The organism is Lientehia hominis, from assembly GCF_021044755.1.
In the GTDB taxonomy this organism is placed as follows: Bacteria; Bacillota; Clostridia; order Lachnospirales; family Lachnospiraceae; genus Lientehia; species Lientehia hominis.
Map to the genome: position 1 here is coordinate 83834 of NZ_JAJNOR010000005.1, position 26783 is coordinate 110616.

Sequence of the window (26783 nt, forward strand, 5' to 3'; positions counted from 1 at the left end):
TCTCAAAATGTATAAACTTCTGTTTCTGTGACTTAATTTGCAACCTTTACCATGCTGTGGCGAACCACACTGTCCCGGTAAAGATAGCCCTTCTGGAATTCCTCAACGATGATGTTCTCACCGCTTTCCTCATCCTCCACATGCATCACCGCATTGTGGAAATCCGGGTTGAACTCCTGCCCTACCGCATCTATGGCCTTCACATCCATGGATTCAAGGGTCGTAAGAAGCTGCTTATATATTTTATCCATCCCCTCTGCAAAAGGAGTCTGGGCTTCTTTCTCACTAAGCGTCGCCATACCGCGCTCAAAATTATCCACCACCGGAAGAATCTTTTCGATCACACTTTTGGCTCCGATCTCATACATGGCCGCTTTCTCTTTTTCCGTTCTTTTCCGGAAATTTTCAAATTCCGCCATGGAACGCTTCAGCCTGTCATTCAATTCTTCTATCTGGACATCTTTTTTATCTTTCTTTTCTTTCTTTTTGAAAAACCCCTTTTTCTCCGGCTCTTCTTTTTCTTCTCCGGCTTCTTTTTCCTGTCCGCCTGCCTGAGTCTCTCCGCTCCCGGCTTCCTGTCTCTGGCCGTCTTCTCCGTCACTTTCTAGAACCGATTCTTCCAGGGTATCCTCCGCTGAATCTGATTCCAGGTCTTCCATCATCTCTTCTGTATAGTTCTTATCTGTATCCGACACGTTGATTCCGCCTTTCTATTCCTCTTTTTTGAACATGGTATCCAATTGGCTCATAACCGTATGGAGCGTGGAAACGACTTTTTCATAATCCATCCGCTTCGGTCCCACAATACCGATGGTCCCCTGCAGGCCTTCTCCCAAGTCATATGTGGCTGTGACCACACTGCAGTCCTTCATGCTCTGTACCGGCGTCTCATTTCCGATGTAGACCTGTATGCCCTGCTTTCCGTCCTCGTTCAGCTTATCCGTAAGAAGGTTGGTAAGCTGTTCCTTTTCTTCAAATACCTGAATGATCTCCCTTGCCTTGCTGCTGTCTGAAAGCTCCGGATATTTGAAAATATTGGTGGCGCCGCTGGTATATATCTGAAGGTCTTCCTCATCTACCCGGATGGCTTCCGCAACCGCGTCAAGGACTTTCCCTACTACATCAGTATGAGTACCTGCCTGTTCTTTTAATTTTGTAATTATTCCCAGATTGATCTCTTCAATGGTCAGTCCATTCAGATTGGTATTCAGCATCAGATTCAGAGAAAAGAGGTCTTCCTCTGTGACCACCTCATCCACATCAAAAATGGAATTTTTTATGATGTTTCCCTCTACCACGATAACGGCCAAAATCTTATGCTCTTCCACCCGGGACAGCTGAATGAATTTCACCTTGTTCCGGTTATATCTCGGAGCCGAGATCAGAGAAGCGTAATTCGTATTGACGGCCATGATCTTGGCCATCTGCTTCAGGACCTGCTCCATCCTGTCCATACGTTCCACGAGAAAGTCCTGTGTTCCGGTCACTTCATGCTCCGGCTCATTGACGGCATCTCCGAGCATCTGATCCACATAAAGGCGATAGCCCCTGTCTGTAGGAATCCTGCCCGCTGAAGTATGGGGCTGAACGATGAGTCCCAGCTCCTCCAAATCTGCCATTTCGTTCCGGATGGTGGCCGAACTCAGCTGTAAATCCGAATATTTGGAAATGGTGCGTGAGCCAACCGGTTCGCCGGTCTCCTGGTAATTGCGGATGATGGCATTCAGAATCTTTTTCTTCCGTTCATCCAATTCCATCCCTCACGCCTCCCATCTCTTGTTAGCACTCAACTTGATAGAGTGCTAATATTCATAACAATAAGATAGCACTACCATTTCACTTTGTCAACATCTTTTTTTGAAATTCACATTTCCTTCATAAAATCAGAAATCAACACTAAGGACTTTCTTATTATATAATGAAAGCGGCGTATCTGCCCCCACAATGGGGAGACCTGATACGCCTGCCGCAGGATTGTTATAGTTTCAGCCAAAATATTGATGGAACTCTTTCATTTCCACAAGTATGATAATACTTGTAAAAGATATTGCCAACCTCTTTTACTCCACCAACTCTCACGCGGGAAAGCCTCGACCCTTTCCCGCATGCTTTTTATCCATCTCTTTTCACAGCAGAAAATCTGCGAGCACATAATTGCTCACGTCAATTCCGGCTTCCGTCAGCTTCCATGCCGACCGTATTCCATCCCGGACCATCAGTCCGTCCCGGGCCATCTTTTCCAAAACCGGGCCGTATATTTCTTCCATGGACACTCCAAACCGCTCCGCAAATCTTTTTTCAGAAACACCGCACATCATCCGAAGCCCCAAAAACATGAATTCCTCCATCGCCCGGTCCTTGGTGACGATTTCTTCTTCTCTGCGGACCTTCCTCAAAACTGCCCCGCTATTTCTCTTCTCTTCCAGTTCCCCCATGGCCTCCACATATGCCTTACGGTCCTCACCGTTGATAAAACGTTTTCCTTCTATATAAGAAGAAGCGGATATGCCAAAACCCAGGTAGGAGACTCCAGTCCAATAGCCGATATTATGGCGGCATTCATATCCCGCACGCGAAAAATTGGAAATCTCATAGCGGTCATATCCCCGCTCCTTTAAAAAGCTGCGGGCCATGTAATACATGTTCCTCTCCGCCTCTTCCGATGGAAGCAGGCCGGTGTCCGCTTCACCAGCCGCTCTGGCCTCAGCCTGTTCGTGGTAGGCGGCATAAAAGGGAGTTCCCTCCTCTATGATCAGGCTGTATACAGAAACGTGCTCCGGGGGCACTGGCTCCAGCTCTGCCACAGCCTCAAGACTCTTGCGGAAGCTTACCTCTGTCTGTCCCGGCAGAGCCGCCATCAGATCCACATTCACATTGGAAAATCCGGCGTCACGGACCATACGATAGCTTTCCAGAAATACGTCAAACGTATGAATCCTCCCTAAAAGGGCCAGCTCTCTGTCATCAGACGACTGCAGCCCCAGGCTGAGACGGTTGATTCCTGCCCGGCGGTAAGCCGTAAGCTTCTCCGGCGTGAGGGTCCCCGGATTCGCTTCCAGTGTGATCTCCGCCCCTTCTTCCATAAAAAATACCATCCGGATACTCTTCAGGACCCTTTCCACATCAGACGCTTTTAAAATAGAAGGAGTCCCTCCTCCGAAGAAGACGGACACCACCTCATATCCAGAAACTTTTTCCATCCTGCCGGCGGCCTGTATCTCCGACAGAAGAGCTTTTACGTATCCCGCCATTTCCTCTGCGTCCGCAGGGCCGGATACGAAATCACAATAGGCGCATTTCCTTATGCAAAAGGGAACATGTACGTACAGCTCCAGAGGCGTTCTGCGTACCCCGCTCATCACTTATCATCCAGCTTCAGCACACTCATGAAAGCCTTCTGAGGAATTTCCACATTTCCCACCTGGCGCATCCGTTTTTTTCCTTCCTTCTGTTTTTCCAGCAGCTTTCTCTTCCGGCTGATATCGCCGCCATAACACTTGGCCAGCACATCCTTCCTCATGGCCTTTACGGTTTCTCTGGCGATGATGCGGTTTCCAATGGCCGCCTGAATGGGAATCTCAAACAAGTGCCTCGGTATCTCCTCCTTTAACTTCTCACACATCCTCCTGCCCCGTTCATAAGCAGTGTCGGCATGAACGATAAAGGAAAGGGCGTCCACCTGCTCCTTATTGATCAGAATATCCAGCTTAACAAGCTCAGACTTCTCATATCCCTTCAGCTCATAATCAAAAGAAGCATAGCCTCTTGAACGGGATTTCAAAGCGTCAAAAAAGTCATAGATGATCTCATTTAACGGCAGCTCATACCGAAGCAGTGCGCGGGTATCTTCCATGTATTCCGTGCCCATATACACGCCGCGCCGCTCCTGGCAGAGTCCCATGATCGCGCCGATGAACTCTGTCGTTACCATGATTTCCGCTTTCACGACCGGTTCTTCCATATATTCAATTTCCGCGGGGTCCGGCAGGTTGGACGGATTGGTAAGCTCCATCATCTCTCCATTAGTCTTGTAGACTTTATACACCACACCCGGCGCTGTCGTCACCAGATCCAGGTTATATTCCCGCTCCAGCCGTTCCTGGATGATCTCCAGATGGAGGAGGCCCAGGAATCCGCAGCGGTATCCGAATCCCAGAGCGATGGAGGTCTCGGGTTCAAATTGAAGGGAAGCGTCGTTCAGCTGAAGCTTTTCCAGAGCGTCTCTCAGATCGTTGTATTTCGCGCCGTCCGCCGGATAAAGGCCGCAGTATACCATCGGCGTTACCTTCTTATATCCGGGCAGAGGCTCTGCACAGGGCCTTTCCGCATCCGTCACCGTATCGCCCACCCGCGTGTCTCTAACGTTTTTTATGCTGGCCGTCACATAGCCGACCATGCCGGCGGAGAGCTCGTCGCAGGGTATGAACTGTCCGGCTCCGAAATATCCTATCTCCACAGTCTCAAATTCGGCTCCCGTGGCCATGAAGCGAATCCTCGTTCCTTTTTTCACGGTTCCTTCCTTGATTCTGCAGAATACGATGACGCCTTTATAAGAATCATAAACGGAATCAAAGATCAGGGCCTGTAAAGGAGCTTCCGGGTCTCCCGAAGGAGCCGGAATCTTCTTCACGATCTGTTCCAGCACTTCTTCTATATTAATACCTGACTTTGCGGAAATCTGCGGTGCGTCCTGAGCCTCGATTCCGATGATATCCTCGATCTCATCGATCACCCTCTGGGGCTCCGCGCTCGGCAGGTCAATCTTATTGATAACCGGAAACACCTCCAGACCGTGGTCCAGGGCCAGATACACATTCGCCATGGTCTGCGCCTCGATTCCCTGGGCGGCGTCCACGACCAGCACAGCCCCGTCACATGCCGCCAGGCTCCTGGATACCTCGTAATTGAAATCGACGTGTCCGGGAGTATCGATCAGATTGAAGATATATTCTTCTCCGTCCTCCGCCCGGTAGACGGTGCGGACAGCCTGAGATTTAATGGTGATTCCCCGTTCCCGCTCCAGTTCCATATTGTCAAGCACCTGGGACTGCATCTCCCGGCTGGTGAGCAAGCCAGTCTTCTCTATAATCCTGTCGGCCAGTGTAGATTTCCCGTGGTCGATATGGGCGATGATACAAAAATTCCGAATCTTACTCTGGTCTGCTGCCATAGTTTCCTCCTGTATATGATCGGTATATTCTCTCACTCGAAGTTTGCTACTCAATTGTACAACGAGTTTATTTTTCCCGCAAGGCTTTTTAGCGGTGATGTATGGAAGGCATCACTATTTTCCCCTCAGCACTTTATACAGAATATCCGCCAGAGGCTCCATTGCATTTTTGGCCTCTTCGAAGGTATTGTTTTCCGTACCCACCTCCACAAGAGTCGCCCTGGGCAGCACATGCTGATTGTACCGGTAAGCTTTCAGGAAAGTCCTTAAGGTAAATCCCGGATAATAGGCCTCTGCTTTCAGCTTCATCTGAAAATTAAAGGCCAGGTTGTCGAGCAGATATGGATTCTCGACACCGTCCAACGGTCCGTCGGGAGTCTGGCACATTCCGTTGAAGAACATAATCGGCGCAGTGGGCTTCCCGTTGATATCCACCACGTCATGTCCACCGGAATCCCGGTGCAGATCGATGGTCACCTGGATGCTTGGATTCTCCGCCAGTGTTTGATTCAGCATGCCAAGAGCCATAGAATACGAATCAGAATAAGGAAAGACCTCCGTATTGTGGATGACCTGAATCCCATACTGCTCCGACAGCAGCTGCGCCAGATAATTTCCGACTCCTACAACGGTCATGTTCGGGTCTCCCTCGGCAGAATCAGAAAAGGCTTCGCTGCCGTGGGTATGGAATAGAAGAATCTGCGGTTCTCCGCTCTCCGGCAGGCTCAGGTCTTTACTCATCAGCATATTGGCATCCAGCTGTTCCGGATATGCGGTCGTTGATTTATGTACGTAAAAAAACTTGCTCTTCAAAAAATCAAAATCCGACAGCTGTTCCGCCGTATATACTGTACCTTTGATCTCCGTGGCCGCCATGGCCGGCTGGCCCGCCGCCTCCCCGATTCCTTCCGCAGCCGTTTCCGCCCCGCCCTCATTTTCCGGCGCGCTCCCGTCCGTCTCTGTCTGCCCGGCCGCGGTCGTCTCCGCCGGTTCAGACGCACTGGCTGCTCCGGCTTCGGCGGTCGATTCTGGTTCATCCTGTGTCTCACCATGCATTTCATTTTCTTTTTGGAAATTTTGATAGGCCGGATCCGGCTGCGCCTGTGCCAGAGCCGCATCCTGTTCTCCGAGGAACAGGGAGATAGAATGTACGCCCGACGCCAATTCCAGGAATTTTTGGCCCGTGTTAAGACCAAAGGCCCCGCTTCCCCCCTCCCCGGCGGACACGGCCCGGGCTTCTTCCTTCGATACAAAGGAGGACATGGGAAGCCGGGCGGCCAGAGCAGTGAGCCGCGCCGGCCCTCCCCGCAGAAGAAACCAGCCGAATGCCACCAGTACGACCAACGCCGCCCCGCTCCCCCGTGAATCGTGGTGCCTGTTGAAAAAACTCAAGATACCTTCCTCCTTTCCCGGACATTCCCGGAAACCCGCGGCCATATCCATGTCCCCAGGGCTTGTATTATCCGCGCGGAAAACCGCCGGTCACTTCATACCATCATATGACCAGGACATGCAGATGATTCCTTTAATCTCAACCCTGAAAAGCAATGTTGATCCCTTCCGAAATGGTGAAGCTGAGCCTTTTTACCCGTTCATCGATATTGCCGGGAGTTACGTACATCGGACCGAATCTTGGCTCTATGAGCTCCCTTACCATCTGATACCGCTCGTCCATCCGCATCCCTTCCACCGCGTCCGCGGCAGATGAAGCCCCCGCCGCCTCCAAAAGCTCCGACAGAGCGTCCACCGTATCGTAAACAATGGCGGCCGCCGCTACAACAGTGGGAACTCCCACCGCGATGACCGGAATCCCCAGGCTCTCCTTCGTCAGGCTGTGCCGGTGATTCCCTACACCCGAACCCGGCTGGATTCCCGTATTACTCAGCTGGATAGTCGTAGCTAAACGGCTGACGCTCCTCGCCGCCAGGGCATCTATCACCACTACTGCCTCCGGATTCGTCTCCTTTACCACGCCTCTGACGATCTCCGCAGTCTCCATTCCGGTCTGTGCCATGACGCCGGGCACGATCCCGCTGACGATCCGGACACCTTTTTCTCGTTTTTCATCTGTATTCCCGCCCCGCAGATGTCTGGTCATCATCAGGTTGTCCAGCACCTTCGGCCCCAGAGAATCGGAGGTCACCTCATGATTTCCCAATCCTACCACCAACACAGACTGCGGGCATCCGAAGCTTTCCAAAAGTTCCCCGATATAATGCGCGAGTTCCTTCGAGATTTCACGGTGGTAGCCCTCATCCGGCACCGCCATCTGTTCTGCTTCTAAGGTGATATAGATTCCCTTTGGTTTCCCTATTGCCTTCTCACCCCGTTCATCCACTATCTCCACACGCGTCACCTTAACACCAGAATTTTCGTTGCAGGATTCCTCTATCCGTACCCCCGGGATTCCTTCTTCCCCCTCCGTGACTGACTCTCTGGCCTCCAGAGCCAGGTCTGTATGAACTTGTATACCCTCTGTTTTTTCAAGTAACTCGTCTTCCGTCCAAAGGTCATTTGCATTATTGTCTGTCTTTTCCATATTTCTCCTGTCCTTTCCTCTGGCTTCCTTCTTTTTCTCTTTCCGCCGGCCAGTTTTTCCTGTTCATTTTTGCTACTAGCTTTTACAATTTTTCCCGAAATATGTATTGACAGCTATTGCTTTTTCCTATAGAATATAAAAGTATGTTTACATTAGACTGTCCGTGTCCGGCTTTAATGCAAACCAGATAAATGAAGACAATTTTATTTGATTTGGAGGTGTACAAATTGGCAAATATTAAGTCCGCAAAGAAGAGGGTTCTGGTGGCCGAAGCAAAAGCTGCCAGGAACAAAGCAATTAAATCAAAGGTCAAGACCATGGTGAAAAAGGTTGAAGCTTCTATTTCTGCCGGTGACAAGGCTGCAGCACAGGCAGGTTTATTGGTTGCTATCAGTGAGATTGACAAAGCTGCTTCCAAAGGTATCTATCACAAGAACACAGCTTCCAGAAAAGTTGCCCGTTTGACAAAAGCGGTAAACGGAATCGCATAAATCATAACTTGAATAAACCGAAGTGGAATCCTGTCAGAATGGTGTGCTGACAGGATTCTTTGTTATTCTAAATTAAAAAAGGAGAATTTCTATGGCAGAACTGAATCCGCAAAAAAGACTGGGTTTCGGCGCAATGCGTCTTCCGCTCCTGAATCCCGATGACCCCACATCCATTGATATCGGCACTTATTCCAAAATGATCGACCGATATCTCGCCCAGGGTTTCTGCTACATCGACACCGCCTATCCGTACCATAAGGAGCATTCCGAAGAGGCGGTCTGTGAAGCGCTGGTAAAGAGATATCCCCGCGATGCCTATCTTCTGGCCGATAAAATGCCTGCCTTCTTGGTCAAAGGGCCGGAAGACTATGAACGTTTTTTTGATACCCAGCTCAAACGCTGCCAGGTGGATTATTTTGATTACTATCTGCTCCATAACATGGGAAGAGACCGTTTTGAAGAAACCACACGGTACGGCGGCTTTGAATTCATGAAAAAACTGAAGGCGGAGGGAAAAGTACGTCACATCGGTTTTTCCTTCCATGACCGCGCCGATGTCCTGGAGGAGATTCTCCTCGCCCATCCGGAGATGGAATTCGTCCAGATTCAGCTCAATTACATAGATTGGGACAGTGAGATCATCCAATCCAGAAAATGCTGGGAAACAGCCCGCAGATTTGGAAAGCCGGTCATCGTCATGGAGCCGGTCAAGGGAGGCGGTCTGGCAAACCTCCCCAAAAAGGCAGCAGAAATCTTCCGTGAATATTCTCCGGACGCTTCTCCGGCATCCTGGGCCATCCGATTCGCCGCATCCCAGGAAGGGGTCATGATGGTACTCAGCGGAATGTCCTCTCCTTCCCAGCTGGAAGACAATCTTTCTTATATGGATGATTTTCACCCCCTCAGCAGAGAGGAACTGGAACAGATTTCCCGCGTGACAGATGTTCTCCGGGAGATTCAAGCCATTCCCTGCACCAGCTGCAAATACTGCGTCGATGAATGTCCGATGAATATCAACATCCCCGGCTATTTTTCCGTCTATAACCTGATGATGCAGTATGGGCAGAACAATTTTCCTCAGATGCACTATCGACGCCAGGCCCTCGGGCGCGGCGCCGCGTCCGACTGTATTGAATGTCACAGCTGTGAGGGCCACTGCCCGCAGCACATCAAAATCATGGACCAGTTAAAGGTAATTGCCGATATTTTTGAAAAGTAAAGGGATTCAGTTGACTTTGACGTTTTGATTCGCTATAATTGTTAGGTATGTATAGGGGCGCGGAAATCATCAGTACCACAGCCTGTGGGAAAGGGAAATCTGCCGAAAGCGTTTTGCGCTTGGGCTTGCATCGAATAGGTGCAAGACTGTTTTTGAAGCCCGCCAAGCTTCAAAAGAGCACTATGATATACCTGGGGGCATGGAGTTAATTGGACGACAGATAAAGTGAGTTTGACACTACAGGACATTAATGCCAGCTTTTCCGGGCGTACCGCAGCCGGAACGTTTTGGATTACAGCTTACAATGATGTAAAGCAGCCATGTGCATATACCGTGCATGTGGCTGCTCTTTTATTATATAGGAAAGATTTCCTATACAGATTCGAGTTCCAAAACAGCAAATGCTCTCCGACGGGAAACGTATCCTGAGGGGAGGCCATATCAGACAGAATGAGGGGAGAAGATTTAACGTGAACAAAATCAGAATCGGCGTCGACGTCGGCGGCACCAACACCGACATATGCGCAATTGATGAAACAACTGGCGAGCTGATGGTCTATAAACTGCCATCCTCTTTAAAGGACCAATCCCAGGCAGTCGTGGGAGGCGTCCGTAAGATCGTGGAAAAATACGGTCTGAATTATGAAAATGTAGACCGCTTTATCCACGGCACTACCGTAGCGACCAATGCCATCCTGGAAAGCCGGGGAGCACGCACGGCCCTGGTGACCACAAAGGGCTTCCGTGACCTTCTGGAGATCGGGCGGCAGAAACGTCCGGACCTTTATGATCTCCAGATGGACAAGGCTCCCGTCCTGGTTCCCAGGAATCTGAGATTTGAACTGACGGAACGTATGAACTATAAGGGCGAGATCCTGGAGGCACTCCAGGACGAAGAGATCCTGGCGCTGATAGAAGAGCTCAAGAAGAGCGGCGCCGAGGCTGTGGCCGTTTTATTTTTAAACGCATACTTAAATCCTGAGAATGAAGCAAGGGTAAAAGCCCTCATTGAAGAGCATCTGCCCGGAATTTATATTTCTACCTCCAGTGAGATTTCCAACCAGTTCCGTGAGTTTGAACGGCTCTGCGGTACGGTCCTCAATTCCTTCGTAGGGCCCGAGGTAAAAAAATATCTGGACAGCCTGAGACACACTCTGGAGCAGATCGGAATCAAAAAGGTATATATCAACCATTCCAACGGCGGACTTATGTCCATCCGGGAGGCTGCTGCTTATCCCATAAAGACCGGCCTCTCCGGCCCGGCCGCGGGTGTCATCGGCGTCCAGTATCTGACGAATCTGATCGATTACAAGAACGTCATCACCCTCGATGTGGGCGGGACCAGTACCGATATCAGCATGATCGTTAACGGCAATATCGAGAGCTCCAAGGATAAAAACATCAGCGGGTATCCTGTAAGGATTCCCTCTATCGATATATCCACCATCGGAGCCGGCGGCGGCAGCATTGCCTGGGTGGACAGCGGCGGCATCCTGAAGGTTGGCCCTCAGAGCGCCGGAGCCGAGCCCGGTCCTGCCTGCTATGCCCGCGGCGGAAAGGAAGCTACTATTACAGACGCCCGTGTAATCCTCGGACATCTGAATAATAAAGAGCTTTTGAACGGCCAGCTTCCCATTGATTCCACCCTCTCCTTCAAAGCAGTGGAGAGCCTCTCTGAGAAGATTAATATGAATGTGGAAGAAACGGCCCGCGGCATCATCACCGTCGGCAATTCCAATATTGTGAAGGAAATCAAAAACGTCACTGTGGAAAAAGGCTACAATCCCACTGACTTTTCACTGGTAGCTTTCGGAGGAGCCGGTCCGCTTCATGCGGCCGAGCTTATAGAAGAGCTCAATATGTCCACCGCGATCATTCCAAAGGCCCCCGGCCTCCTGGCTGCTTACGGCCTTCTGACGGAGGATATGCGGCGTGACTTTGTGCAGACCAGCGTCATGGATCTGAACCATACGCCGTTCTCCTGCATCACGGATATGTACAGCCGCCTGAAAAAAGAGGCTGTGATATGGTTTGACAAGGAAAACATCCTGGAAGAGAACCGCCAGCTGGAATACTATCTGGACATGCGCTACAAGGGGCAGAACTATGAGATCGTCGTATCCGTAGATGACAGCATTGCCTCCATGGAAGACCTGACCAGACAGTTCACTGAAACTTATATGCGGCTGTATTCCTATACTTCCGCCGACGAAATTCAGATCGTCAATTTTGGTCTGTCCGCCATCGGCCATATCAGCAAGCCTCAGATCGAGCGGGAGGACTTCGTGGGAGAAGACGCTTCTGCCGCTGTCATGGGCAGCCGTATGGTGCTCATGGAGGACGGCAGCCGTGAAAAATACATTCTCTATGACCGCGACCTGCTTCACTGCGGCAATGTGATTCCAGGTCCTGCAATCGTGGAGCAGATGGATTCCACCACCATTATCCTCAAAAACCAGAAAGCCGTGGTGGACGAATATTTCAATATGATCATTACTAGAACAGGAGGACGTTTCCATGAGTCACATTAATTCCATTACCCTGGAGGTCATCAGCAACGGCCTTCTCTCCATCGCGGAGCAGATGGGAGTCATCCTGACTAAAACCGCATACAGCACAAATATCAAAGAGAGAAAGGACTTGTCCGTGGCCATCTTCGATGCAGACGGCAAGGTCCTCTCCCTTGCTCAGCATATTCCGATCCATTTCAGCTCCCTCTTCGGCGCGGTGGAGGAGCTCCTGAAAAGATGGGATAAATCGGAAATATACGACGGAGATGTCTACATCGCCAACGATCCTTATACCGGCGGCGGCTCTCATCTTCCGGACATTGCCCTGGTAAAGCCTGTTTTTTATGAAGGAAAGCTGATTGCCTTTGTGGTAAACAACGGCCATCACGCGGACCGCTCCAGAAGGGGTCCGACTATCTTCGATGAAGGCCTCCGCATTCCCGTGGTGAAGCTTTATGAAAAAGGGAAGCTCAATAAAGATATCTATGACCTGATCCTTCTCAACTTCCAGCTCAAGGAAGAGCGCCGCGGAGACATCCAGGCGCAGCTCATCACCAACCAATTCGGCGCGGACAAGATCGTAGAGCTCTGTGAAAAGATCGGACTGGAAACGTATTTTGAATTCTGCCGGGAATGGCTCAAATACGGAGAAAAGAAAGCCAGGACAGCAATCCAAAACCTGCCGGACGGAGAATACGAATTTGAAGATATCCTGGATGATGACGGGAACGGCAACGAAAACCTGCAGATTCGGGTAAAGCTGGTCGTCTCCGGGGACCATCTCCTGTTTGACTTTTCCGGAAGCCATCCTCAGGTGACCGGCCCATATAACTGTGTAAAAAGTGCTCTGCTGGCCACAGTATTCTATTCGGTGAAATGCCTGTTGGATAAGACCATACCCGCAAACTCCGGTTTCTTTGACAGCATCGACGTAAAGGCAGAGCCCGGCACTATCGTCTGCGCCAGCGAGCCGGCACCCACATTTGACCGTGAGACTACGACCCAGCGTCTGGCAGACGTTATCTTCGGCGCCTTCGCAAAGATTGACCCGGAAAATGTCATCGCCGCGGGCTGCGGAGCCGTAACCTTTTTCAGTATCGCCGGACAGGACGCCCGTTCCGGTAAGCCTTATGTCTATGTGGAGACCATCGGCGGCGGAAACGGTGCCCGTTACAATAAAGACGGCCTGGATGCCGTACAGGTACATATGACCAACAGCTCCAACCTCCCCATCGAATCTCTGGAAATGGAGTATCCCCTTTTAGTCAAAGAATATGCGCTGGAAGAGGACAGCGGCGGTCCCGGCATGTACCGGGGCGGCATGGGCATCCGCAGAGGCATCTGCATCCTGGACGACAGCGAAAACACCGTGCTGGCGGCCGCTTCCACAGAAAGAAGCCGGACGAAGCCCTGGGGACTGCAGGGCGGCATGGGAGGTTCCACGTCCTATCTGGATGTCTGCCATGAAGGCAGGAAAATCAACACGCAGAACAAGGTACGCAACGTCCCTCTGGAATCTGGAGACACTGTAACTTTAGTTTCGGCCGGAGGCGGCGGATATGGAGACCCTGCAAAGCGTGATATTAATAAGGTAAAAAAAGATTACGAAGAGGGAAAAATCAGCCTGGAGACCAAAAACACCTGTTACCCGGCTGCAAATAAGGAGGATGAAAGATGAGTAAAGAAAAAGAATCGAAACGAATGGGATTTCCGATGGCCATCTTTACCCTGATCGTGATGGTGGCGATCATGGCAGTCGGGCTGGCAGTTCTCAAACTGACCACAGTTACCGTATTTGCACTGGTTTTGGTGGCCATGGCCATCATCGCCATGTGCATCGGCTTTTCCATGAATGAAGTCCAGGAGATCATCCTGGACGGATGTAAGAAGGCTATACTGGTCATCCTGATTCTGATGAGCGTAGGTATGGTAGTCGGCACCTGGATCGTATCCGGCGTAGTGCCTTCCATCATCTATTACGGACTGAAGATCCTGTCTCCGTCCTATTTCCTGCTGGTCGGCTTCATCATCTGCTGTATCGTTTCCTTCTTCACCGGAAGCTCCTATACAGCTGCAGGTACCCTGGGCGTTGCTTTTATGGGCATCGGCTACGGCATCGGCATCAACCCCGGCCTCACCGCCGGTATGGTCATCTCCGGCGCCATTTTCGGCGACAAGATGTCTCCGTTCTCCGATACCACGAACCTTGCCCCTGCTGTTGCCGGCACGGATATCTTCCTGCATATCAAATCCATGCTGTTTACCACGGTCCCCGCTACGATCATTTCAGCGATCCTGTACTTCGTACTCGGATTCCAGTACAACGCATCCAACGTGGATCTGGGCAACGTAACGGCGATTTCCGAAGGTATTACTTCGACCTTCAACGTATCTCCTTTCCTGCTGCTGATACCGATTCTGACCATTGTACTTGCAATCCGGAAGGTGCCTTCCTTCCTGGCTCTGCTGGCCGGAACCATTGCCGGTATCATCGTGGCCTTCATCGCTCAGCCCCAGTTCAGCATTGCGACTGTATTCGATTCCATGGCCACCGGATTCAAATTTGACTTTGCAAATGAAGTTGTAGCCAAGCTGTTCAACCGCGGCGGTATCTCCAGCATGATGACCACGGTCTCTCTTTCCCTGCTCTGTCTTTCCTTTGGCGAGCTTCTGCAGAGAATGGGTGTGCTGAGCGCCATCCTGGGCAAACTGGAAGCGTTGGTGCGCAAGCCCGGTCCGCTGGTCATCACCACTCTGTTCACCTGCCTTCTGACCGTAGTGCTCACCGCCAGCCAATATGTATCGATTCTGCTGCCCGGTGAAATCTTCAAGGATTCCTACGATAAAGCTGATGTGGCCCCCTATGTACTTTCCAGGACCCTGGAGGACGGCGGCACCATTTTCTCCTTCCTCGTGCCCTGGTCCATGGCGGCAATCTATGTATCCGGCGTATTGGGCGTGCCCACGATATCTTCTCTGCCGTATTCGTTCCTGCCGCTCCTCTGCCCCGTTATGGCAATCATCTATGGGCTGACAGGATTTGCGATCTTCAAGAAAGACGGTTCTCCCGTGAGGGGAAAAGGCATGTGGTTCAGCAAAAAAGCAAAGCTGGCCGCCCAGAAGAAATAATAAAACATATCTAATTTAGCTTTTGACAATCAAAAAGACCGGGCAGACACATTCCCGGTCTTTTTATTTATATGATACTAAATACTTTTTGGAATCATTCTATTAGTTTTAGTCAAGAAATCGGCAGAAATTCCGAGCCGTCACGATTTCGGCTCGCTGGCGATGCAGGGGCCGCTTTATCCCCGCTCCGGCAGTACCGCTCACATGTCGACAGGAAATCTTTATGATTTCCCGTCTCCTGTTCGCTCAGAAACGGAATCGGTATTTCCGTTTCTGCCTCCCTCCGTTTGGGGAACACCGGCCGCAGGGAGGCAAAAATCGCATATCATGCGGATTTTTGTTGGAATCTGACATGGAAAAACATCGATTTATCCATGTCAGTTGGAAAGGACCGACTGAAGGCCGCAAAGATGCTGGTTACGGCTGCCAGCGACCCGCCTGGATGGAAGCGGACTTCCTCCTGTCCCCTCTGATCTGCAAAGATAAGTTTGTTTGAAAGGTATTCAAAGGTATAAAATTTAAGACCTGCTCCTGGAAAACTCCGTTATCAGAAGCTCCACCGCCAGGCTGTCCGCCATACGTCCCGTCTTGACCGCTTCTTCTGCCTCGACGCATTTCCTGACATAGTCCCGCAGCTCTTCCATCCGGAAGCTCCCTGACTGGGCAATGGCCTTCGACGCCACAAAGGGCTGAATACCCGCCTTTTTGGCTATCTCATCCTTTCCCCTGCCCGATGCAGTCAGCTCCTTCACGATCAAGAGCTGGTTGAACTGTCTGGCTATCAGGAACAGAATCCGCATCGGCGGCTCTTTGAGCGCCATCAGATCATAATATTTCTCCAACGCCCTGGTCTGTCTTCTGGCAGCGATATCCGTGATCATATCAAAAATCCGTCCCGTGATCTGCACCGAACAGACGGCCTCCACATCAGCCGGTGTAATCCCTTCTCTTCCCTCCGTATAAGCAAGGAGCTTTTCAAGCTCCGTCCGGATATGCTCCATGTCATCTCCCACGGAGCTCAATAAAAGCTCCATGGCCGTCTGGGAAATCTGTCTTCCTTCCTGCTTTAAAATTCTCAGGATCCAGGTTTTGAGCTGGGATTCCGGCTGTCTGGAAAGCTCTGCCGCATACCCAAGCTCTTTTACCTTTTTATACAGCTTATTCCGCTTGTCTACCTGCTCCTCCACAAAGATCAGTATCGTACTGTCCGGCATACCGGGCAGATAAGAAGCGAGAGGCTCGGCGTCCTTTTTAAACAAACCGCTGTTTTCCACCAGGATCAAACGCTTTTCCGCAAAAAACGGCATAGTATCTGCCAGGCTGATGATCTCGGGCACATCCACTTCTTTTCCATAAAAGCTCTGAAAATTCATGGTGTCTTCTCCGATGATTGCTGTTTTCAGCTGGTTTTTGAAGCTCTTTTTCAAAAAGGCCTCTTCACCGTACAGGCAGTAGACCGGCTTAAACGTATGGTTTTTAATATCCTGGCTCAATACCTTCATATAATTCCTACTTCTCTTTCAAAAATTCCTCGAACTGCTCTTTGGCCGCATACGATGCGATCGCTCCATTCCCCTGTACGCTGTATTCACAGTAGCGATTGGAGAACAGCAGATATTTCTCCATCTGCTCCTTCGTCAAGTCTTTAAGGGTATCGATTGTAACACCGTCCCTGGACAGCTGATATAAAAACGATCCGATAAAAGCATCCCCTGCTCCTGTGGTGTCAATCGCCTTCACCGTTCTGGACGGCGCTTCAGCAGATGCCGTCTTCGTATAAGCCTCCGCTCCGTCCGCTCCCTTCGTATAGATCACCAGCTGAACGTTTCCCTGGAACAGGGCATCCTTTGCATCTTCCACTCTGGTACATCCGGTTATGAACTCCAGCTCTTCATCCGAAATCTTGAGCACATGAGCGTAGGGAATGAATTCCCGGATGGCCCTGCGGAGTTCATCGTAATCCTTCCAGAGGGGAAGGCGGATATTCGGGTCAAAGCTGATCATATCGCCGCATTCCAGCGCGAAGCTAATGGCCTTTCGGTGCGCTTCCTTCATCGGAAAATCTCCCAGGCAAAGGGAACAAAAATGAAGGGCATAAGCATCTTCAAACCATTCCTTTTTCACCACGTCCGCACTCATCAGCATGTCCGCGCTGGGCTTCCGGTAAAAAGAAAATTCCCGGTTTCCGTCTTCTTTAAGGGATACAAATGCCAGACAGGTATTTGCCGCATCCGTTCTCAGCACATGGCTCACGTCAATGCCGTGGCCCATGAATTCGTCCACGATCCGGTCCCCGAAAGCATCCTCTCCCAGCTGGGTGATCATCGCCGCCGGTCCGCCCAGCTTGATATAAGCTCCTCCCACATTGGCAGGGGCGCCCCCCACTACGCCCTTAAAGTCCTTGACATTCTTTAACTCACATCCAATCTGATGCGGCACAAAGTCAATCAGCGCCTCTCCGATAGAAATCAGTCTCTTCATAGTATCCTCCTAAACGGTCTCTTATATTGATTCTTGTTATGATCTATATTGTGTAATATTATATCATGTTCCCGTTTCCATGTCACTTTGTTTTCTGGATTTTCATAGACACACCGTCGCTCCTCACCGTCACCGCTCCGTCCTGATCTGTACGGAAAATGCGGCTTTGCACCGCCTCCAGCCTCTGCATTGCTTCTTTTGACGGATGGCCGTATCGGTTTCCCCGTCCGCAGGAAATGACTGTATACGGCGGATTTATTTCCTGTAGAAGCTCTTCCGAGCATCCGTTTTTGGATCCGTGATGGGCCGCCTTCAGAACATCTATTTTCTTTTCTTCCCTTCCGCCCCATCTCTCCAGATACCGTTTCACTCCGTCTTCTCCTGTGCCCTCCAGATCACCGGTAAACAGCACGTCAAATTTCCTGTAGGAAAACCACAGCACCATGGAAGCTTCATTACTGTCCAGGCCGTTGTCCGTTTGTCCTCTGCCGTTGCCCGGCCAAAGGCAGGTAAAAGAAGCCTCTCCCACATGAAAGGTCTCTCCCTGTTTCAGATATCGCACCGGAATCCCCAGCTGCTCTGCCTGATTCTTCATGCCGGCCAGAGCCTCCTGCTCCCTTTCCTGCCCCTCCGGCAAGACCAGGTGAGCGATTCTTTTCTCCTCCATCAGTTCCCGAATCCCGTTAATATGGTCCTCATCTCCGTGGCTGACCATGACATAGTCCACCTTATCCACCGCATAGCTGTCCAGAAAAGGGACCAGGCAGTATTTTCCAAGCTCTTTCTCGCTGGAGCTGCCTCCGTCTATCAAGAATGTCAGTCCATGCGGAAGCCGGACAAAGCAGCCGTCACCCTGTCCCACATCCAGGAAAACGAGCTCCAGCCCGTGCCAGGGAATCGGCATCAGACAGAACGGCACGATCCATATTCCTATACGCACAGTTCGTCTCCATGCTGTCCGCCCTTTTTCCGCTCTTCTTTTTCCAAAGCAGAGCAGAGCCGCCATAAGCACACCGTATAACAAAAGCTGCTCGTTTTCCGGCCGGCCTGTACGCCAGATGGCTCCCGGAAGTCTCAGGCTCCAACCGCAGGCAGACGCATAGAAGCGGAGCAGAAGTCTGGCTGGAAAAAGTACGGTTTTGGTGATCCGGGGAAACAGTCCTCCCAATAACGCACCGAATATTCCGGAGGACGCGATGATGGGAAACAATGGAAGCAGCAATAAGTTTAACAACAGGCCGAAAACGGGCACCTGATAAAAAGAAGCCGCCTGAACCGGAATCGTGGCCAGTTGAATAGACAGGCCGGAGAGCAGAGCCGCTGTCAGCTTCCCCTTCCATTTTCTGACCCCTCTTTCCTCTCTGGTTTGGGACGGCCTTTCTTCCCTCCGAAATGCCGTCTGAAGACAGGGAAATAAAATCCCCAGAGCCAATACAGAACCGAAGGACAGCTGAAAGCCGCTTTGGAACAGCAGGAGCGGCGAACGCACCAGCAGCAGCAGTGCCGCAAAAGCCGCCCCTGTCGAAAGGTCATATTGCCGTCCAAAAACCTGCCCTGCCCCATATACGCTGAGCATCAAAAATGCGCGGCCGGCGCTGGTCCCCTCTCCCGTCATCAGATAATAACAGTAGGATGCCCCTGCACAGCCCAAGGCTGCCGCCGTGAAGGACCGTTTCATTTCTTTTCTGAGTACCCGGTAGATTCCCATACCTGCCAGTGAAATATGAAGACCGCTGATCGCAAAGAGATGCCCGATCCCCGCATTCTGGTACAGGCTCCTTATTTCCTCCTCCGCCGCCCATTTTTCTCCCAGAACCATAGCCCGGAACAATCCCGCGTCCTGCCCGCCGGCCGCCTGTTCCAGATTCTCTGCCATCCATTCCCGAAGTCTCCTCATGGATACCCGTAGGATATCACAGCTTCCGCTCACCTTCTCCAGATCTTCTCCATAAGCAAAATAAGAAATTCCCAGAGCCCGGTAATAACCCTTGCTGTCAAACTGTCCAGGATTCCCTGGTACTTCCATGGCCGCCAGCCTGCAGCGGGCCTGTACCCGCCTTCCCTCTGCCGATTCCGGCACTGAAGCCGGCGTCTTCTTAAATATCACGGTCACTCTGCCAAGCTCATATATTTTTCCGCCGTTCATCGTCTCTTTCCCGGACAGGATTCCCGTACAATCCTTAAGGCACAGCCGGATCTCCTCCTTATCCCTGCTTTTTCTTTCTATCCTTTCTATGACTCCGGAGATTTCTGCCTCAAGCTCATCTTTATCTTCTGCCGTAAAAACCGGGTCGAGGTAAGTTTCCTTTTCTGCCATCATGGCGAGAGCTGCTCCGGCCACAAAAAAAACAGGCAAAGCAAGCCACAGCAGCTTACTTTGCCCCATTCTGATACTTTTACGGCAGCAGACCGAAATACAGGTAAAAACCGCTGCCGCTCCTAATAAGAATGTTCCTCTGACCATCGCCGCCTCTGAGGCCCTAAAGCCATACAGGGCGAGCACCTCTCCAAGTACGAAAGCTCCTGCATACCACAGCAACGGCCGTTTTATCACTCTTTATGATCCTTTCTTTTCGTCTGCATTAACATCCTATTTAGCAGTCTCACTCTCCATGATCTCTGCGCTTCCAGGATTGTCCACATAATCCATCTTCCGCTCAAAGGGCTGCTCCAGAGAAATGCTGTCCCGGAACTTTATACTGCTGGCTCCTTCCACAGAAATCTGCACTTTATTGATATTGGGAAGCTCCGTAAGAGAGTTCACAATGGAATAAATCGGAATATAATCACTTACGTTCAGCGCTCCAGTGGAAAAGGTAGAGTTAAAATTCACGTAACAGATCCCTTTTTTAACTGTGACGCTCAAAACCGACGCATCTCTTGGCAGCGTGTCATACGTGCTCTCACCGTCTCCTCCCTTTAACAGCTGGCTGACCACCAGATTTTCCATGGATATCCCCATGCTGCACACTATGCTCTTCTCTGTCTCCACCAGCTTAGTCCCTGTCTTATCCGCATAATAAAGGGTCAGCTGAACCTTCTGAAGCTCCGCAGTGTCACTTCCGGTATTCTCCACAAAGGAGGATGCCGACATCAGGTTTATGGCATTTTGAGACGCGTCCAGAAGCGGCTGGTCATTGATATAAAAGCCCACATAATCCACTCCGTCGATCTGAGTGAGTGTTTTCACTACAGCCGCACGGCACATGATTTCTTTTATGGCCTCCATGCCGTTGTAAGCCGCATTGAAATAAACAAACAGCTGGCCTCTGTCCCCCATCTCCGTCCGTATGATCTTAACTTCCTCCGGTACCGCCGTGATGAGCTCCATATTCTGAGGCGTTTCCTGCATTTTTTTCAGAAGAAAATCTGCCAGGGCGCGGACGTCCTCTCCTGCCGAAGCGGTGCAGACCTCTGTCTTCAGCTTTGTAGATGCCTGGTTCGTATAATAAATATAATATTCTCCGTCCTTTAACTCCTCTTGTGCCGCTTCTTTTTTTCCGCAGGCAGACAGCCCGCAGACTACTGCCAGGAGGAGCAGCAGATATCTCAAATTCCGTCTCATCGCTTTTCCCTCCTGCTATGCAATATATATGAGAGGGATCCTCACCGTAAATGTTGTGCCCTCATTTTCTTTGCTGTATAGTTTTATGGCCCCATGATGGGAATAGATGATTCCTTTGGTAATGGCCAGGCCGAGCCCTGTGCCGCCGGCTTCTCTGGACCGCGCCTTATCTACCCGGTAAAACCGCTCAAACACATGTTCCTGATCGCTTTCCGGAATGCCGATGCCAGAATCCGCCACCTTTACATAGAAGAATTTATGGTCTGCGTTAAGGCTCACTTTAACCCAGCCATCCCGATTGTTGTACTTGATGGCATTCTCCACCAGATTGCTGATGGCCAGAGTAAATTTCGTTTTATCCAGCTCCGCAAGGACAGGCCGGAAGCTTTCCAGGACCAATTCCACATTTTTCTGCTGAGCGATCGGCTTCAGCCGTTTCAAAATCGACTCCAAAAGCTCATTGACATTGATCTGAGTCACATTCAGCTCTGTTGACGCCTTGTCCAGCCGCACCAAAGTAAGCAGGTCCTCGATGATCTGGCTTTCCCGGTCAATCTCTTCGGAAATGTCCGCCATGAATTCCTGATAAAGCTCCGCCGGTACATCTTCCTGCGACAAAAGGGAGTCTGCCAATACCCTGATGGAAGTGATCGGCGTCTTCAGCTCATGGGAGACATTGGATACAAACTGCTGTCTGGATTCATCCAGGGTACGCAGACGCTTGAGTGTCTTATTATAAGCATCGGAAATCGCCATGGTCTCCGTGTAATCGTTGACCTTTATCTCCTCTCCAAGCGGGTTCTCCGTGGCATGGGTAAGGGAAGCCGCTATCTTTCGGAACGGCCTTGTCATCCAAGAAGAAAGCAGCGCTGATAGAACGACCAGAATCCCGAATTCTATGATTTCCAGCATCCAGATACGGCTTTCAAGCTTGTCCGCCAGCTCTACAAGGGAACGGGTGGAAGAAGACAAAATCATGACCCCAACCACTTTTGTGCTGTCAGAGCTGTAGATGGGCTGGGTGAACTCGATATACTGGGCCCCCGGACTGTATTTTACATTTGCTTCACCAGAAAAACACTTCAGTACGGATTCCGAAATATTATATTTTCCGGTGTCGATATCATATGTATCTTTTATCGTGCGAAAGCCTTGATTGACTACGATAGCCCTTCCGTCCTGAAGACTCGCCATCTGTACCAGCTCCGATTCGACGACTTCATTCTGCGGATTATCTACGTAGCCGCTCTTAGATACTTGGTCGGCCACGATCATCCACTGATTCTGTATCCGGGAGATTCTGGACTGGACCTCATTATTGCCGGATGTCGCCAGCACGATCCGGTTGATGACCACCACAGGGACAGAACCGATCAAAACCAACAGGACAAACCATATCAAACGCAGGCTCTTTAATCTCTTAAATTTCTTTTCCCGTGTCTTATCCTTTGAAAAAATAACCAACGCCCCATTTCGTATAGACATACTGCGGGTCGCTTGGATTCGCCTCCACCTTCTCACGCAGTCTTCTCACATGTACATCCACTGTCCTCACATCGCCGGGATACTCATACCCCCATACGATGTTGAGCAGCTTTTCTCTGCTGTATACCTTTCCGGGATTGGTGAGCAGAAGCTCCAGCAGATCGAACTCCTTGGCCGTCAGGTTAATCTCTTTCTCCCCGATGAACACACGGCGGCTCTCCTTGTCCATGGTCAATTCCTTGACCTTCAGGACACTTTTCTCCTCTCCGTCCTTCACCCTCTTTGAGTTCCTTCTGATGATGGCTTTGATTCTCGCCTTTACCTCCAAAATATTGAAAGGCTTTGTGATATAATCATCCGCTCCCATATCTAACCCCAGAATCTTATCCATATCGTCACCTTTAGCGGTGAGCATGATGATCGGCATATCGGAAAACTCCCGAATCTGCTGACAGACTTCAAATCCGTCATATACCGGCAGCATCACATCCAGAAGCACCGCATCATAGTCATTCTTTTTGGCAAAGTCCAGGGCTTCCTGTCCGTCATAGGCACAGTCCACCTGCATCCCTTCCTGCTCCAGGCTGAAGCGGATTCCCTTCACTATCAGCTTTTCGTCGTCCACAACCAAAATTCTGTTCGCCATCTCGTTCTCCCTGCTTCTCAATCATTTACCTGACTGTTATTTTATCTTTAAGCCTTTCATATGCTGCCTCCTTTATTCCGGACACCTGCATGATGTCCTCCGGCCGCTCAAAGGCTCCATGTGCTTCCCGATAGGCGATCAACGCCTCCGCTTTCGCTTCCCCGATGCCCGGAAGGGTCATCAGAAGTTCTTTTTCCGCATGATTGATATCTATCAGACCGTCATTCGAGGCCCCCGGCTCACCGCCGTTTTCCGCTGTATCTCCCCCGTATTGTTCTTCCTGGGACAGCTCAGAAAGGAAGGGAACTGCCACTTTATCCCCGTCTGAAAGAGTCCCGGCCATATTCAGATAATCTGCCGCCGCTCCCTCCGCCATGCCTCCGGCTGCCTCTATGGCCTCATAGATCCGGCTTCCAAACGGAAGCTCATAAACTCCCGGTACGGATACCGCGCCGCACACGTGGACCCAAATGTTTGTGTCTGGTTCATCCTCCGCGGGATCAGCCGTATTCTGCCCCACACTATCCATATCCGTAAAAGCCTCTGTTTTTTCGGCTGGTATGCTCTCCGTCTCCAGCCATACATGTTCAGTCCTTCCACATCCGGAAAGACTTGGCAAGAGTACCGCCGCCAGCGCCAAAAGAGCCGGCCGCACCGTCTTTCGTCTTATCTCGTTTTTCTTTCTTCTTCTCTTCACAGCATCCTCCATCCGGCGGACGCTTCTCAAATCTCACACTCTTTTATTTTACCTGAAACCCCCGGCCTTTACAAGAGCTTACCACTTAAAAATCACAATTCCGGCGACCGCGACTACCATGCCGACAAGCTTGTGCCATTCAAATCCGGCCTTTTCCACGCCGAACATTCCAAATAATTCAATCACATAGGCGACGACTACCTGGGCGACCACGATCAGCATAGCGGCGCGGGCAGGCCCCAGACTGCCCATCGCTTCTATTACCGTGTAAGTGATAAAAGCTCCCATGACACCCCCGAGCAGCATGTACTTAGGCTCTACCTGCCAGAAAGCCAGGATTGGCTGCCTCCCGGTGATGAACCATGCCACAACGCAGGTTATGAGCGCAGTCAGCTGTACGAACCCGGCGGCCACCCAGACACTGCTGGCTTTAGTCACTTCTGTGTTAAACACCCCCTGGACACTCATAAGCGCGCCAGACAATAAGGCAATAAGAATTCCAAACATAAAAAGCCCTCCATTCTGAATCAACTCACATTTTTGTTAGTTTATCCAAAACAGAAAGCTTTATGAATGCAAAAGGGAATAATCGTTTCAAATCAAGATATAAGATACTTTTTGGAATCATTCAATTGGCCCTGATAAAGACACCGGCAGAAGTTCCGGGCCGTCACGATTTCGGTGCGGGAAGCGGACTTCCTCCTGCCTCCTCTGATTCGTTAAGATAAGTTTGTTTGAAAGGTATTCAAAGGTATTCTTCTATACATTCCTCCAACACCTCTGCCATCTCATCCACATGTTCTTTCTCGATGATCAGAGGCGGCACAAATCGGATGACGTTGTTTTCGGCAGTTATCAGAATCACGCCCCGCTTTATGGCCGCTGCTGCTATCTCAGCAGGAGATTTCCGGAACTCGAGCCCCTGGATCAGTCCTTTTCCCCGATGCTCCTTGATGACCGGATATTTCTCCTTCAGCATCTCCAGCTTATCCCATAGATAAACACCCACTTCACAAACATGCTCCAGAATATGTTCACTCTCAAAAATGTCCAGCACAGCCCGGGCGCCCGCGCAGACAAGAGGATTTCCTCCATAGGTGCTGCCATGGTCTCCCGGCACCAGGGAGGCGGCTTTTTCCGTAGTCAGAAACGCTCCGATGGGAAGTCCGTTCCCCAAGGCTTTCGCCGCTGTCATCACATCCGGCAGGACACCCGCGTGCTGACAGGCAAACATCTTCCCACTCCTGCCCATCCCACATTGAATCTCATCAAAAATGAGCAGGATGTCCCTTTCGTCACAGAGTTTCCGAAGAGCCCGGAGGAACTCCGCATCTGCCGGATATATCCCTCCTTCTCCCTGGATTGGCTCCAGGATGACGGCGCAAGTCCGGTCCGTCACCTGAGCCAGCACACTGTCCAGATCATTGTATTCCGCAAATCTGATCCCGCCGATCAAAGGACGGAAATCCTGCTGATAATGGGGATTTCCTGTGACAGACAACGCTCCCATGCTCCTGCCATGAAAGGAGTGGTTCATTGCGATAATCTCATGATCCGTCCGGCCGTCCTTCTGCACCGCATATTTTCTGGCGGTCTTTATGGCGCCTTCTATAGCCTCCGTACCGCTGTTGGTAAAGAAGACCCTGTCCATCCCTGTCACCTTTACCAGCTTTTCCGCCGCTTCAATGGCCGGGACATTATAATATAGATTTGAGGTATGGATCAGCTTATCCACTTGTGCCTTCACCGCGGCATCAAATCTCGGATTATGGTAGCCGAGTCCGAACACCGCGATGCCCGCAGCAAAATCCAGATATCGTTTTCCCTCGATGTCATAGAGGCAGACGCCCTCGCCGCGGTCAAACACAATTGGAGTCCTGTTATAAGTATGGAGAAGTACGCTCTCTCCCCGCGCCATGTATTCTTCAGCCTTCATAAAAATACCTCTCCTCCTCACTGTTCAGTATCGCCGTACCGATTCCTTTGTTCGTAAAAATCTCCAGCAGCAGGCAGTGGGGAATCCGGCCATCCAGGATATGTACTCTGGAAACCCCCTGCTTCAGGGCATCCACACAGCTTTGAAGCTTTGGTATCATGCCGCCTCCTGCCATTCCCTGTGCTACGAACCGCTCTGCCTCATTCAGGGTAAGCTCCGAGATCAAGGTACTCTTATCCTCAAAATCCCGGTAGACCCCCTCCACATCAGTGAGGAAAGCCAGTTTCTCTGCATTGACCGCCTTCGCTATGGCACAGGCCGCGTCATCCGCATTGATATTATAGGTGCGGAAGCCGTCGTCATATCCGATAGGACAGACGATCGGAAGGAAATCCTTCTCTAAAAGGTCATACAAAAGCTTCGGACTGACATGTTTTACATTTCCCACATATCCGATGTCCTGTCCGTCCGGCAGCTTCTTTTCCACATTCAGCAGTCCGCCGTCCTTTCCGCTTATCCCCACAGCCTTGACCCCCAATTCCTGGACCATCTGCACCAGATTTTTGTTCACCCGGTTAAGGACCATTTCAGCGATTTCCATGGTGGGCTCGTCGGTGACGCGGAGACCGTTTATGAACTGCGGCTCCATTCCCACCTTTTTCACCCAGCTGCTGATCTCCTTTCCGCCTCCATGGACGATAATCGGCTTAAAACCCACCAGCTTTAAAAGCACGACGTCTTTGATGACATTTTTTTTCAGCTGCCCGTCCACCATGGCGCTTCCGCCGTATTTCACCACGATGATCTTCCGGTTAAAGCGCTGGATATAGGGCAGCGCCTCTATGAGGACCTCCGCCTTATGCATGATCTGTGAATCCATTTCCATATTATGTCTTTCCTTTCCTGGTACGGATT

Annotated in this window: 22 protein-coding genes and 1 riboswitch; of the genes, 5 read left to right on the forward strand and 17 right to left on the reverse strand. The window is 50.8% G+C overall.

Annotation, left to right across the window (positions count from 1 at the left end):
• Positions 1 to 32 precede the first annotated feature (32 nt).
• From grpE to gpr, 6 genes are all read right to left on the reverse strand, one after another.
• Positions 33 to 659 (reverse strand): nucleotide exchange factor GrpE, encoded by a 627-nt coding sequence (grpE, locus tag LQE92_RS09320; protein ID WP_231062900.1) that lies wholly within the window; start codon positions 657 to 659, stop codon positions 33 to 35.
• Positions 660 to 710: 51 nt separating this feature from the next.
• On the reverse strand, positions 711 to 1757 hold the full coding sequence (hrcA, locus tag LQE92_RS09325) for a heat-inducible transcriptional repressor HrcA (protein WP_231062711.1): 1047 nt from the start codon (positions 1755 to 1757) through the stop codon (positions 711 to 713).
• A 369-nt stretch (positions 1758 to 2126) separates the two neighbouring features.
• A complete protein-coding gene (hemW, locus tag LQE92_RS09330; RefSeq protein ID WP_231062712.1) occupies positions 2127 to 3359 on the reverse strand; it encodes a radical SAM family heme chaperone HemW in 1233 nt (410 codons plus the stop codon).
• A complete protein-coding gene (lepA, locus tag LQE92_RS09335) occupies positions 3359 to 5170 on the reverse strand; it encodes a translation elongation factor 4 (RefSeq protein WP_231062713.1) in 1812 nt (603 codons plus the stop codon). The genes hemW and lepA overlap by 1 nt, the downstream gene beginning before the upstream one ends.
• Positions 5171 to 5284: 114 nt before the next feature.
• Positions 5285 to 6562, reverse strand: coding sequence for a stage II sporulation protein P (gene spoIIP, locus LQE92_RS09340; protein ID WP_231062714.1), 1278 nt, complete (start codon positions 6560 to 6562; stop codon positions 5285 to 5287).
• Between the two features lie 139 nt (positions 6563 to 6701).
• Positions 6702 to 7709 (reverse strand): GPR endopeptidase, encoded by a 1008-nt coding sequence (gpr, locus tag LQE92_RS09345; protein ID WP_231062715.1) that lies wholly within the window; start codon positions 7707 to 7709, stop codon positions 6702 to 6704.
• 227 nt (positions 7710 to 7936) lie between these two features.
• Here gpr and rpsT point away from each other — a divergent pair, with 227 nt between their 5' ends.
• From rpsT to nhaC, 5 genes are all read left to right on the forward strand, one after another.
• Positions 7937 to 8200 carry a 30S ribosomal protein S20 gene (rpsT, locus tag LQE92_RS09350; protein WP_231062716.1) on the forward strand — a complete coding sequence of 88 codons (264 nt, stop codon included), beginning with the start codon at positions 7937 to 7939 and terminating at the stop codon, positions 8198 to 8200.
• Between the two features lie 91 nt (positions 8201 to 8291).
• Entirely contained in the window at positions 8292 to 9419 is a 1128-nt protein-coding gene (locus LQE92_RS09355) for an aldo/keto reductase (protein ID WP_231062717.1), read from the forward strand.
• Positions 9420 to 9463: 44 nt separating this feature from the next.
• Positions 9464 to 9610: riboswitch (Lysine riboswitch) on the forward strand.
• Positions 9611 to 9889: 279 nt separating this feature from the next.
• Positions 9890 to 11950, forward strand: coding sequence for a hydantoinase/oxoprolinase family protein (locus LQE92_RS09360; RefSeq protein ID WP_231062718.1), 2061 nt, complete (start codon positions 9890 to 9892; stop codon positions 11948 to 11950).
• On the forward strand, positions 11937 to 13607 hold the full coding sequence (locus tag LQE92_RS09365; protein WP_231062719.1) for a hydantoinase B/oxoprolinase family protein: 1671 nt from the start codon (positions 11937 to 11939) through the stop codon (positions 13605 to 13607). The genes LQE92_RS09360 and LQE92_RS09365 overlap by 14 nt, the downstream gene beginning before the upstream one ends.
• Positions 13604 to 15058: a Na+/H+ antiporter NhaC gene (gene nhaC, locus LQE92_RS09370; protein WP_231062720.1), complete on the forward strand. Its 1455-nt coding sequence runs from the start codon at positions 13604 to 13606 to the stop codon at positions 15056 to 15058. Before LQE92_RS09365 ends, nhaC begins: the two co-directional genes overlap by 4 nt.
• Positions 15059 to 15170: 112 nt before the next feature.
• On the opposite strand, the gene LQE92_RS09375 is transcribed toward nhaC, so the two are convergent.
• From LQE92_RS09375 to argB, 11 genes are all read right to left on the reverse strand, one after another.
• Positions 15171 to 15356, reverse strand: a complete 186-nt coding sequence (locus LQE92_RS09375) for a hypothetical protein (RefSeq protein ID WP_231062721.1) — start codon at positions 15354 to 15356, stop codon at positions 15171 to 15173.
• A 220-nt stretch (positions 15357 to 15576) separates the two neighbouring features.
• Positions 15577 to 16560: a DNA polymerase III subunit delta gene (holA, locus tag LQE92_RS09380; protein ID WP_231062722.1), complete on the reverse strand. Its 984-nt coding sequence runs from the start codon at positions 16558 to 16560 to the stop codon at positions 15577 to 15579.
• Positions 16561 to 16567: 7 nt separating this feature from the next.
• Positions 16568 to 17539 carry a carbohydrate kinase family protein gene (locus LQE92_RS09385; RefSeq protein ID WP_231062723.1) on the reverse strand — a complete coding sequence of 324 codons (972 nt, stop codon included), beginning with the start codon at positions 17537 to 17539 and terminating at the stop codon, positions 16568 to 16570.
• An 82-nt stretch (positions 17540 to 17621) separates the two neighbouring features.
• The gene (locus LQE92_RS09390) at positions 17622 to 20093 is read right to left on the reverse strand and encodes a DNA internalization-related competence protein ComEC/Rec2 (protein WP_231062724.1); all 2472 of its coding nucleotides are present in this window, start codon (positions 20091 to 20093) and stop codon (positions 17622 to 17624) included.
• A gap of 36 nt (positions 20094 to 20129) precedes the next feature.
• The gene (locus LQE92_RS09395; RefSeq protein ID WP_231062725.1) at positions 20130 to 21104 is read right to left on the reverse strand and encodes a GerMN domain-containing protein; all 975 of its coding nucleotides are present in this window, start codon (positions 21102 to 21104) and stop codon (positions 20130 to 20132) included.
• A gap of 15 nt (positions 21105 to 21119) precedes the next feature.
• The gene (locus LQE92_RS09400) at positions 21120 to 22589 is read right to left on the reverse strand and encodes a sensor histidine kinase (RefSeq protein WP_231062726.1); all 1470 of its coding nucleotides are present in this window, start codon (positions 22587 to 22589) and stop codon (positions 21120 to 21122) included.
• On the reverse strand, positions 22546 to 23235 hold the full coding sequence (locus LQE92_RS09405; RefSeq protein ID WP_231062727.1) for a response regulator transcription factor: 690 nt from the start codon (positions 23233 to 23235) through the stop codon (positions 22546 to 22548). The genes LQE92_RS09400 and LQE92_RS09405 overlap by 44 nt, the downstream gene beginning before the upstream one ends.
• Positions 23236 to 23260: 25 nt before the next feature.
• The gene (locus tag LQE92_RS09410) at positions 23261 to 23932 is read right to left on the reverse strand and encodes a ComEA family DNA-binding protein (protein ID WP_231062728.1); all 672 of its coding nucleotides are present in this window, start codon (positions 23930 to 23932) and stop codon (positions 23261 to 23263) included.
• 78 nt (positions 23933 to 24010) lie between these two features.
• Positions 24011 to 24439: a DMT family transporter gene (locus tag LQE92_RS09415; protein WP_231062729.1), complete on the reverse strand. Its 429-nt coding sequence runs from the start codon at positions 24437 to 24439 to the stop codon at positions 24011 to 24013.
• A gap of 238 nt (positions 24440 to 24677) precedes the next feature.
• Positions 24678 to 25868 (reverse strand): aspartate aminotransferase family protein, encoded by a 1191-nt coding sequence (locus tag LQE92_RS09420; RefSeq protein WP_231062730.1) that lies wholly within the window; start codon positions 25866 to 25868, stop codon positions 24678 to 24680.
• Positions 25858 to 26754: an acetylglutamate kinase gene (gene argB, locus LQE92_RS09425; RefSeq protein WP_331001277.1), complete on the reverse strand. Its 897-nt coding sequence runs from the start codon at positions 26752 to 26754 to the stop codon at positions 25858 to 25860. Before argB ends, LQE92_RS09420 begins: the two co-directional genes overlap by 11 nt.
• Positions 26755 to 26783 lie beyond the last annotated feature (29 nt).